Genomic DNA, 415 nt, shown 5'->3' with positions numbered 1-415 from the left:
GCTTCAGCCTGCCCTACGTGGTGGCGCACGGGCTCTTGCACGGCGCCGTGCGGCTCGATGCCTTCCAGCCCCAGCRCATGGCCGACCCCGCCATCCGCGCGCTGATGGCCCGCATCACGCTGACCGCCGACGCCGACCTGACCGCCGCCTTCCCGCGCCAGCGCGCCGCGCGCGTGGAGATCGAGATGGCCGATGGGAGCCGGTACACCCACTTCGCCCCGTACCGCCGGGGCGACCCCGAGGCGCCGCTCGACGACGCCATGCTGACCGACAAATTCATGGAACTCGGCGCGCCCGTGATCGGCGCCGGCCCCGCCGCACGCCTGCTCGACGCGCTCTGGCAACTCGGCGACCGCCCGGTGCGGGCGCTCGGCCTCGGCCAGCTGCGCGCCGGCTGACCCGCAACCCTACAGAC

At 74.6% G+C, this 415-nt stretch carries 1 pseudogene; it reads left to right on the top strand.

Going from position 1 to position 415, the window contains the following annotated elements:
* Positions 1-398 (top strand): annotated as a pseudogene (locus AB4Z35_RS30795) (hypothetical protein); the annotation flags it as partial.
* Positions 399-415 lie beyond the last annotated feature (17 nt).

Source organism: Pseudomonas sp. KB_15, assembly GCF_052114525.1.
Taxonomy (GTDB): Bacteria; Pseudomonadota; Gammaproteobacteria; order Pseudomonadales; family Pseudomonadaceae; genus Aquipseudomonas.
Note: the sequence above shows the minus strand (reverse complement) of the source record. Positions and strands in the feature narration are given on the sequence as shown.